This window comes from Streptomyces sp. sk2.1, from assembly GCF_008120935.1.
In the GTDB taxonomy this organism is placed as follows: Bacteria; Actinomycetota; Actinomycetes; order Streptomycetales; family Streptomycetaceae; genus Streptomyces.
Window position 1 is genome coordinate 1 of record NZ_RDBO01000139.1, and the last position, 891, is coordinate 891.

General features: G+C 69.2%; 1 protein-coding gene and 1 pseudogene. Both read right to left on the minus strand.

Going from position 1 to position 891, the window contains the following annotated elements; genetic code table 11:
• The coding region (locus EAO76_RS41430) for an ABC transporter permease (protein ID WP_262376197.1) at positions 1 to 333 on the minus strand (333 nt) is incomplete at its 3' end.
• A 49-nt stretch (positions 334 to 382) separates the two neighbouring features.
• Positions 383 to 891 (minus strand): annotated as a pseudogene (locus EAO76_RS41435) (ABC transporter permease subunit); the annotation flags it as partial.

Genomic DNA, 891 nt, shown 5'->3' on the forward strand with positions numbered 1-891 from the left:
GATCAGGGTGGGCACCGCGGAGAAGACCATGGTCACGGCGATGGACACGATCAGCTTGGTGCAGATGATCGTCGGCCGCTTCACCGGCTTGGCCAGCAGGTAGACGATCGATCCGTCATCGATCTCGGGGCCGATCGCCCCGGTCCCGGCGATCACCCCGATCAGCGGCACCATCGTGGCGATGGCGAAGCCGCCCAGCACGTCCGAGGCGACCTGGTCGTCGGCCCCGGCGAACATCCGCACCGCGCCGGCGATGACCAGCAGCAGGGCCGGCAGGACGAACAGGATGGCGGCCCGGCTCCGGGTCCACACCCGCCGCACCGTCCTCAACATCGCGATGCTTCTTCGCGACAGCGACATCGCCCGCTGCGTGCGTACCTATCTGCTGGACGCTGAGCGTGCGCGCGCCGGGCACCAGGGAGCCGAACAGCGCCTCCCACACCAGCGCGTAGACGAGGCCGAAGACGACCGCGTGCCGGCTGACGGTGCCCAGCAGCAGGAACAGCGCGCTGTACGCGATCGAGGCGACCAGGGCCGCGATGGTGTAGGCCACCGCGATCTGCTGGCCGTTGCCGTTGAGGATCAGTCCGGCGATCAGGGTGGGCACCGCGGAGAAGACCATGGTCACGGCGATGGACACGATCAGCTTGGTGCAGATGATCGTCGGCCGCTTCACCGGCTTGGCCAGCAGGTAGACGATCGATCCGTCATCGATCTCGGGGCCGATCGCCCCGGTCCCGGCGATCACCCCGATCAGCGGCACCATCGTGGCGATGGCGAAGCCGCCCAGCACGTCCGAGGCGACCTGGTCGTCGGCCCCGGCGAACATCCGCACCGCGCCGGCGATGACCAGCAGCAGGGCCGGCAGGACGAACAGGATGGCGGCCCGGC